4 protein-coding genes and 1 pseudogene are annotated in these 2214 nt (G+C 38.4%); 2 read left to right on the forward strand and 3 right to left on the reverse strand.

Annotation, left to right across the window (positions count from 1 at the left end):
* Positions 1 to 122 (forward strand): annotated as a pseudogene (locus AACQ83_RS24860) (IS982 family transposase); the annotation flags it as partial.
* Positions 123 to 1018: 896 nt separating this feature from the next.
* Here the strand turns inward: AACQ83_RS24860 and AACQ83_RS23880 are convergent.
* Together AACQ83_RS23880 and AACQ83_RS23885 are read right to left on the reverse strand one after the other, a co-directional pair.
* Positions 1019 to 1267, reverse strand: coding sequence for a helix-turn-helix domain-containing protein (locus AACQ83_RS23880; protein ID WP_011147600.1), 249 nt, complete (start codon positions 1265 to 1267; stop codon positions 1019 to 1021).
* 70 nt (positions 1268 to 1337) lie between these two features.
* On the reverse strand, positions 1338 to 1610 hold the full coding sequence (locus AACQ83_RS23885) for a helix-turn-helix domain-containing protein (RefSeq protein WP_051240231.1): 273 nt from the start codon (positions 1608 to 1610) through the stop codon (positions 1338 to 1340).
* A 103-nt stretch (positions 1611 to 1713) separates the two neighbouring features.
* Here AACQ83_RS23885 and AACQ83_RS23890 point away from each other — a divergent pair, with 103 nt between their 5' ends.
* The gene (locus AACQ83_RS23890; protein ID WP_065389358.1) at positions 1714 to 1971 is read left to right on the forward strand and encodes a helix-turn-helix domain-containing protein; all 258 of its coding nucleotides are present in this window, start codon (positions 1714 to 1716) and stop codon (positions 1969 to 1971) included.
* A gap of 100 nt (positions 1972 to 2071) precedes the next feature.
* Here the strand turns inward: AACQ83_RS23890 and AACQ83_RS23895 are convergent.
* A partial coding sequence (locus tag AACQ83_RS23895; RefSeq protein WP_146747951.1) for a tail fiber assembly protein occupies positions 2072 to 2214 on the reverse strand: 143 nt, incomplete at its 5' end.

Genomic DNA, 2214 nt, shown 5'->3' on the forward strand with positions numbered 1-2214 from the left:
ATCGGAGCATTGTCGGCTTTTTGTTGGAGGTGGTATCAGGCTTAATTGCTTATACGTTCCAACCGAAAAAGCCGAGCTTAGGTTTACGTGCTCAGGAAATCGCAATGCTTAAGCAGAGTTGAGGTTAATACCGTTTTTTCCTGTGCAGGAAACCCGAACAGATAAATCCCCGCCAAGGCATTACTCTGCTCACCAGTGCAAAGCAAGGACAACACAAAATGATGCCGCGCGCGATAAATTTCGCCTATCCGCTCGATAAATGAAGCGACAATTGTGTTTCATCTATTGAAAAATTTTTACACAACTAACGTCATAAATATGACTGTAATTTATTCAATTTACCCATTTTTCCTTTAAATCTGTAGCAAGGTAACCAATTCCACACAGCTAGGCGGTATATTCTGCACTCATTAAAATGGGGTTAACACCTCTATCATAATGCACAGTACAGAATGAAATGCCTAACCAAATGAAAATGATTGGAATGCATTTAGCTATGATTTTAGCTGAACTTGAACCTACCTCTGATGTAAAGCTATTTTAGCCTTATAAACCTCTATCTTGAGACTAAGAAGTTATTAAAAAGCGCTCGGCAAATTCACCTAACTGAACGAGAAGCATGAGCGTATAGATAGGAAAAACGTGAAGTCATTTTCGGAATTCAGCATTAAAGTTAGCAATACGCAACGCGTAAAAATCGTTGGTCAAACTAAGGGAGCCGAAGCTCCGAAAATTGGGGAAATCGCTATAGCTGAAAAGGCCGACCTCATGACCTCATAAGCCAGCCCCCTCTCCAACCTGGAGCGAAACCGGTTTAGTTACATCTATCTGCGCAAAAGGAGCGCAGATAGCTCCAATTATAGTGTTAGCCAAGTAAAACGTGTATAGACATTACATAACACGGAGTACAAAAAACAACTTTAGGGATATTAAACCCTAATTGTTCTACCACATAGTTAACTATGTGAATCCCTCTTTAGCTACGCTATCTGATGAAACTAGCATAGATAGAAAGTTATCAGCATATCGAGGAATATTTTCTTGGGATTCTTTTTATGAGAACACTTGGCTCTAATGATAACAAATGTGCTATATGAACAAATTCCACAACATCCAATCTTCTTTCACCATTCTCAACTTTTGCAATAAACGATTGAGGGCGATCTAGCGCTTGAGCTAAATTCTCTTGCGTGACCCCCTTTGCTATACGAGCCTCACGGAGTGCTTTGATAACTATTTGATATTCATCAGAGTAAATTGAAACCATATATTCAATCCTACTAAACATTTAGGATTAAATATCAATCGATTGTTGATTTATACCAAAATGGGATTTTTTATTTTATAAGCTCTGCTCGTTTTGGCTTTTTAGGTGGTTTTTTGAACAGTATTTTTTCTAAAATTAGCCCATGATCGACAGATAGCAAGTGTGCTATATGCACAAATTCAACTACATCCAACCTTCTTTCACCATTTTCAATTTTAGCAATAAATGATTGAGGTCGATCTAAGGCTTGAGCCAATCTTTTTTGAGTAATACCTTTTTCTATCCTAGCCTTACGAAGAGCGTTTATAACCATTTGATATTCATATGAATAAATCGATGCCATTTCTTTAACCTTGATTAATATCCCAAAATCGAATATCAACCATTTACTTAAATATCCCAAAATAGGATAATTCATGCGTTTGTTATATGGAGATATAAAGGAAATGAATAAAAAAGATTGGCATACTGCCGACATTATCGCTGCCTTACGTAAGCTCGGCACTACCTTAGCAGCGGTATCACGTAAGGAGGGACTTAGCTCATCTACATTAGCTAATGCTCTATCACGACCTTGGCCTAAAGGAGAGTGGATTATTGCGAACAATCTCGGAGTACATCCCTCAGAAATTTGGCCAAGCCGATATTTTGACGAGAATGGACAACCTATTGAACGAGTTATCCGAAATAATTCTTCAAGGTGACTAATTCTCAACTAAATGGTCTAAGTTCGGTATAATATCGAACCTAGGCCATGTTAGCTGCTTAGACTGTCCAACTATTGGGGCCAGTTTATTGCAGCCCTTATTCTATTACTCTAGGTTTTTCAGGCCAATAAATATCTGGCGCTAAGCTAGCATCAACACGGTTTAGCAATACCCTATATTTTTTCAAAGCGGTCAACCGAGAGTTTTCCTCATCACTCGCCATCCCCAAATCTACCGCAT

It is taken from the genome of Photorhabdus sp. S10-54, from assembly GCF_963878145.1.
Classification (GTDB): Bacteria; Pseudomonadota; Gammaproteobacteria; order Enterobacterales; family Enterobacteriaceae; genus Photorhabdus; species Photorhabdus kayaii.